The sequence below is a fragment of the Propylenella binzhouense genome (assembly GCF_009866965.1).
In the GTDB taxonomy this organism is placed as follows: Bacteria; Pseudomonadota; Alphaproteobacteria; order Rhizobiales; family Afifellaceae; genus Propylenella; species Propylenella binzhouense.
In genome coordinates, this window is record NZ_SPKJ01000158.1 from 1 (window position 1) to 6132 (window position 6132).

A 6132-nucleotide genomic window follows, 5' to 3' on the forward strand; every position below is an offset into this window, starting at 1 on the left:
AGCTTTTCCGGGCGGCTCGCGGTTGCGACCGCGACGGCGCCGCGCAGGCGCGCGACCTGCACCGCGGCGATGCCCACGCCGCCGGCCGCGCCGTGGATCAGGACCGCCCCGCCGGTGCCGAGGCCGCCGAGCTCGACCAGCCCGAACCAGGACGTGAAGAGCGCCTCCGGAAGCGATGCCGCCTCGAGATCGGAGAGCGCGTCCGGCACGGCGAGGCAGAGATCGGCCTCCGCCGCGCAGTAATCCGCATAGCCGCCGCCATCGACGAGGGCGGCGACGCGGCGCCCCGGCCGGACCTTTCCGGACCGGCTCGCGACCACCTCGCCCACGATTTCGAGCCCCGGAACCTGGGACCGCGCCGTCGGCGCGGCCTTGCCGCGGCTGCGCTGGCCGGTGTCGTGGCGGTTCACGCCGGCGGCGGCGACCCGGATCAGCACCTCGCCCTCCCTCAGCTCGGGAAGGGGAACCGTCTCGACCCGGAGGACCTCCGGCCCGCCGGGCGCGGTGATCGCGACGGCGCGCATCGTGGCCGGCAGGCTGGGCTGGGCGTGCATAACTGTCTCCTTTCCGGTCACATGCTCGCCGACATCGCGCGGGAGCGGGCGGCGACGCGCCGGCCGCGGACCAGCGCGAGCCCCGCCACCGCGCAGAGGAGGGCGGCGATCGTGATCTCGGTGCCGTGGGCACGTTCGAAGACGATCGGGGCGACGCCGATGCCGAGCCCGCCCGATCCGGCGAGCGCGCGGGCGAGCCAGGAGGCCGGCCCCGACCCGAACGAGCCGAAGCCGACGGCATAGCCCTGCAGGCTCGACCCGATCAGCCAGACCGCGACCGCCGCGGCCGCCACCGAGACCGCGATCTCGGCCCAGCCGCCATGCAGGATGAGCGCCGGGTTGAGCACGAACAGGAAGGGCACGACATAGATGACGGAGCCGAGCCGGACGGCCTGGAAGCCGACATAGAACGGGTTCGCGCGGGCGAGCGAGGCGGCGGCGAAGGCCGCGATCGCCACCGGCGGCGTGATGAAGGACACCATCCCCCAGTAGAAGATGAAGAGGTGGATCCCGAGCGGATCGAGCCCGGCGCGGACGAGCGGGGGCGCGAGCGTGGCGGCGAGGAAGATGTAGCAGGCGGTCGCCGTCATCCCCATGCCGAGGACGAAGCTCGCCACCGCCCCCATCAGGAGAAGCAGGAGCGGCGCGTCGCCGGCGAGGAAGATGAGGTCGTTGACAAGGGTGCCGAGCATGCCGGTCACCGTGAGCGCGCCGATGACGAACCCGACGCCGATCATCAGCGGCAGGATCTCCGCGATGGCGCGGCCGGAGGCGAGCAGGAACTCCACGGCGCGGCCGGGGGTCAGCCTGCGCTTCGGCATGAACTGGTTGATGACGAGGAGCACGCCGGTCGCGGTGAAGGGCGCGAGGCCGGCCTTCGATTCGTCCGCGAGCTGCCAGATCAGGACGGCGAATACCAGGAGGTAGATCCAGCCGGACTTCATGACCTCGGAGAGGCGCGGCAGATCCTCCTGCTTCAGCCCCGCCAGATCGCGCCGCGCGGAATAGGCGTCGATCTGCACCATCAGGCCGAAATAGAAGAGGAGCGCCGGCACGGCGGCCGCAAGCGCGATCTGCGCATAGGGAATGTTCAGGAACGAGGCCATCAGGAAGGCGGTCGCGCCCATGACCGGCGGCATCAGGACGCCGCCCGTCGAGGCCACCGCCTCCACGCCGCCGGCGAAGGACGGGCTGAACCGCGTCCGGCGCATGGCGGGGATGGTGACGACGCCGCTCGTGATGACGTTCGAGACCACGCTTCCCGAGATCGAGCCCTGCAGCATGCTGGAGATGACGCCGACCTGGGCCGCGCCGCCGCGCCAGCGCCCGACCAGCGCGAAGGCGACGTCGTTCATGAACTTGCCGCCGCCCGTATAATTGAGAGCGACGCCGAACAGCAGGAAGCCGATGACGAGATCCGCGAAGGCGCGCATCGGGACGCCGAACGCGCTGCTCGACCCGATGATGTGGAAGCTCATCACGTTCGCGAAGGACTGCGGGATGCCGGTGAAGGGCGCCGGCAGCCGGTCCGCGACGAGCGGATAGAGCGAGACGACGAGCGCGATGATCGTGATCGGCAGGCCCGCCGTGCGGCGCAGCGCCTCCAGGATCACCACCCAGAACGCGACGGAAATCCAGATGGCCGTCTGCGGCGCCAGGTATTCCCAGCCCTCGTTGACCATCACTTCCGAGAAATAGACGAAGTAGAGACCGCAGCCGAGGGCGCCGGCCGCGAACATCCAGTCCAGGATCGTCGGTGCCGCCTTCTCGGCCGAGGCGCGGGCGGGATAGACGAGAAAGACCAGCGGCAGCACGAGCGTGGCGACGAGATAGTAGTATCTGTTGTCGAGAATCACCACGCCGAACAGCAGACTGGCATTGCTGAACTGGTATAGCGCGACGCCGAGCGTGGCTATGGTGAGGACCGCGAACAGCAGGCGCGCCACGCCGCGAAGAGACCGGAAGCGCAACTCCTCCACCGCCATCTCGGGCGCGGAAGAGACAAGCTCTTTGATCGAACTCTGGTCTGACCGGACGCGGTCGTCGTTCTGAATGTTCATGCCGATACCTGCCGACGGGCCGTGAATTTCTGTCTCACGAGCATTCCACGTGGCGGAATTCCTCCCCGCAATCGTTGCATTGATCGCGGCGCGACGGTTCAGTGTCAACGGAAGCGGGGATGTTTTCCGCCAGACGGAATCTCGCCGCCTCGCGTCCCGGCGTCCGCCATTCGGGAGCGGACGCCACGAAGTCCCCAAGGGAGGATCGAGAATGAACTGGAAAGTGAAAGCCGGCCTGCTGCTGGCATGCGCCTTCGCGGCGACCGGCGCCCGGGCAGAGGACAAGGCCCCGGCCGACGCCAAGGTGAACCTGCCGCCGACCGTGGCCTGGTCGCTCTTCACGACCGAATCGACGACCTACGGACAGGCGCTCGGCATCGGCAACGCCCTGCAGAGCAAGCTCGGGGTCCAGCTCCGGCTGCTGCCCGGCGGCAACGACGTCGCGCGCACGGCGCCGCTGCGCGCCGGCACGGTGCAGTTCATGCTGACCGGCAACGGCGCCTTCTTCGCCCAGGAGGGCCTGCAGGAGTTCAGCGCCCGGAGCTGGGGGCCGCAGAAGATCCGCCAGGTGGCGAACAGCTCGTCCGACGGCGGCCTCGGCCTCATCACGGCGGGCGACGCCAACATCCGCACCGTGGCCGACCTGCGCGGCAAGCGCGTCGCCTTCATCCACGGCTCGCCGTCGCTCAACCAGTGCACCAAGGCCTGGCTCGCCTTCGGCAAGATGACCTGGGACGACGTCCGGAAGGTTGAGTTCTCCGGCATTCCGGCGGCCGCGCGCGCGCTCCTCGGCGGGGATGTCGACGTGATGTGCACGTCCACCACCAATCCGATGGCGAGCCAGCTCGAGGCTTCCGACCGCGGCATCTACTGGCCGCCGCTGCCGCATGACGACAAGGAGGGGTGGAAGCGCCTCCTCAGCACCGCGAGCTATTACGTGCCGCACAAGGTGACCGCGGGCGCCGGCGTCAAGAAGGACCAGCCGATCGAGGGCGCCATGTCGCCGTTCCCGGTCCTCGTCACCTACGAGAAGGAGGATCCGGCGCTCGTCAAGGAGATGACGAAGGCGATGGACGTGCTCTTCGAGGCCTACAAGGACAGCGACGCCGCCGCGCCGGGCTGGGAGATCGGCCGCTGGAGCTTCGACTGGGTGATCCCCTTCCACGAGGGCGCCATCGCCTACCTCAAGGAGCGCGGCGTCTGGACCGACGCCGACCAGGCGCACAACGACGAGCTGGTGAAGCGGCAGGAGGTGCTGGCCAAAGCGTGGCAGGAGACCGTGGCGCAGAACATCTCGGGCGACGAGGCCTTCACCGAGGCCTGGCTGAAGCATCGGCTCGAGGCGCTCAGCGCCGCCGGGATGGAATCCGGCGTGCAATGAGAAGGCGGTCCGGCGGGCGGCCGGACCAAAGATGGGGGGCGGCCTGGCGCCGCCCCGGACGAGGCCGGGTTCCCGCAAGGGGCCCGGCCTTTCCGCGCCGGATCGTCAGCGCGGGCAGGGAATGTCGAAGGGCCGGCCCGCCGGAGGCTCGACCTCGAGCGCGTTGATGGCGAGCGCGAGCAGCGTGTAGTAGCCGACGAGGCCGGCGAGATCGACGGCGCCGGCCTCCCCGAACGCCTCGCGGCAGCCCGCGAAAGTCGCATCGCTCACCCGCCTGCCGGCGAGGCTCTCACGCGCGAAGGTGTGGACGAGGCGATCCCGCTCGTCCTCGAACGGCGGCTCGCTCTCAGCGGCGATCGCCGCGATGATTTCGTCCGGGACGCCCTCGCCGCGGGCGATGGGCGCATGCGCCTCCCATTCGTAGGAGGCGCGCCAGTGCGCCGCGACGACGAGGATCGCGATCTCGCGCTGGCGCTTCGGAATGCGGCAGCGATAGCGCACATAGGCGCCGAGCTGCTCGACGAAGCCGGCGAGTTCCGGACTGTGCAGGAGCACCGCGAAGGGACCGCGGACGCTGCCGCGGGCGCCCGAGGCGATGCGCTCGTGGACCGCCGCCTGCTCGGGCGTGAGACGGCCGGGATCGACCGGGGGAATTCTGGGCATCGGGAGCCCCTCCGTTGCGCGGAAGCCGATCCGCCGTGCCTCGAGGCCGTCCCGGCGGACCAAAAGGAAGCGGCGCCCGAGGGCCTCGGACGCCGCGCGAAGAACTTCAGGCCGGAGGCTCACTCCGTGCGGGGATAGATCTCCCGGACCTTCTCGATGACGGCCGGATCGGCGCCGCCCACCTCCTCGACCAGCGCCTGGAGGTCCGCGCCGGACATCGGGTTCATGTCGAGGCGCGCCTTCTCGAGCGCAGCGACGAACTCGGGGTCCTGCACCGCCTTCGAGAACGCGTCGCGCAGCACCTTCACCCGCTCGGCCGGCATGTCCGGCGGCGCGAGCACGGACTTGCCGATCTCGGTCGCGTTCATGACGATCCGCAGCACCTGCTTCTGCTCCGGGGTCTTGGCGACCTCGATGGCGGTCGGCACGTCAGGGATCGAGGGCTCGCGGTTCAGCGCATACTGGACGATGAGCCTCACCTTGCCGTCCTTGATCCAGTCCGGATGGCTCGACTGCAGCGCTGCGAGGCTGGTCGAATGGCCTTCCGCCTCGCCCCGCTCCATCGCCAGCATCGCCTCGGCGGAGCCCTTGTAGCCCTTGATCAGCTTGAACTTGGTGCCGAGCACGTTGTTCATCACGGTCGGGTAGATGGTCACGGTCGAGCTCGCGCCGGTCGCCGCCAGCACGGTCTCCTTCTCGAGCGCGTCCTCGAAGGTCTTAACCGGCGAGGTGTGCCAGATCATCGTCACATTGGTGCCGGTGGCGATGCGGCCGATCCAGTTGAACTTCGCCGATTCGAACATGATGCCCTGGGCGCCGAGCCGCTCGTCGAGCGGAAGCGTCGCCGCCACGAGCCCGATCACGGTGCCGTCCTTGGCGGCGCGGTTGTAGATGTCGTTGGCGGCGACCAGGCTGCCCGCGCCCGGCATGTTGCGCGGCACGATGGTCGGATTGCCCGGAATGTACTTGGACATGTACTCCGACACGATGCGGGCATAGAGATCGTTGCTGCCGCCCGGCGCGTAGCCGATCACCATGTCGATCGTCTTGCCGCGATAGAAGTCCTCGGGCGACTGCGCATGTGCAACGGTCGCGCCCGCAAGCAGAAGCGCGGACGCTGCAAGGCTCAGCAGGCTCTTGGCGTGAGACATTGGCTCGTTCCCTCTCGATCCGGAAGTGTCGGCGGCGCGCGGCCGAGACGCGTCGGCTCCGCCGGGGGCGCTCTGCTTCCGCGCGCCCGCCGCTCCGCAGAGACGTTAGGTTTGCCGCGCCCGCTTCTGTCAACGAAACCGCCATCCGAATTCGGCCGCGCGGAATTTCCGGCGGTCACAACAGGCGGGCGCGGCGCCCGGGAGGCGCGCGGCGGGGAACCCGCCTGCCGGAGGACCCGGTCCGGCGCTTCCGCAACGCGAACGCCGCGCGGCTCAGGCCTCCGCCGCGAGCCGTGCCTCGCCGGCGGCTGGCCCCGGCTTCG

General features: G+C 69.7%; 5 protein-coding genes. 1 reads left to right on the forward strand and 4 read right to left on the reverse strand.

The features are described from left to right. Both E4O86_RS21995 and E4O86_RS22000 read right to left on the reverse strand, forming a co-directional pair. On the reverse strand, nt 1-554 hold a 554-nt coding region (locus E4O86_RS21995; RefSeq protein WP_161142691.1), incomplete at its 3' end, for an alcohol dehydrogenase catalytic domain-containing protein. A 17-nt stretch (nt 555-571) separates the two neighbouring features. Beyond that, nucleotides 572-2614, reverse strand: a complete 2043-nt coding sequence (locus E4O86_RS22000; RefSeq protein ID WP_161142692.1) for a TRAP transporter permease — start codon at nt 2612-2614, stop codon at nt 572-574. 211 nt (nt 2615-2825) lie between these two features. On the opposite strand from E4O86_RS22000, the gene E4O86_RS22005 reads away from it, so the two are divergent. Beyond that, the gene (locus E4O86_RS22005; RefSeq protein ID WP_161142693.1) at nt 2826-3995 is read left to right on the forward strand and encodes a TAXI family TRAP transporter solute-binding subunit; all 1170 of its coding nucleotides are present in this window, start codon (nt 2826-2828) and stop codon (nt 3993-3995) included. A gap of 105 nt (nt 3996-4100) precedes the next feature. On the opposite strand, the gene E4O86_RS22010 is transcribed toward E4O86_RS22005, so the two are convergent. Both E4O86_RS22010 and E4O86_RS22015 read right to left on the reverse strand, forming a co-directional pair. Further along, nucleotides 4101-4658, reverse strand: a complete 558-nt coding sequence (locus E4O86_RS22010) for a carboxymuconolactone decarboxylase family protein (protein WP_161142694.1) — start codon at nt 4656-4658, stop codon at nt 4101-4103. Nucleotides 4659-4777: 119 nt separating this feature from the next. Beyond that, complete coding sequence (locus E4O86_RS22015) at nt 4778-5809, reverse strand: Bug family tripartite tricarboxylate transporter substrate binding protein (RefSeq protein ID WP_161142695.1); 1032 nt, start codon at nt 5807-5809, stop codon at nt 4778-4780. Nucleotides 5810-6132 lie beyond the last annotated feature (323 nt).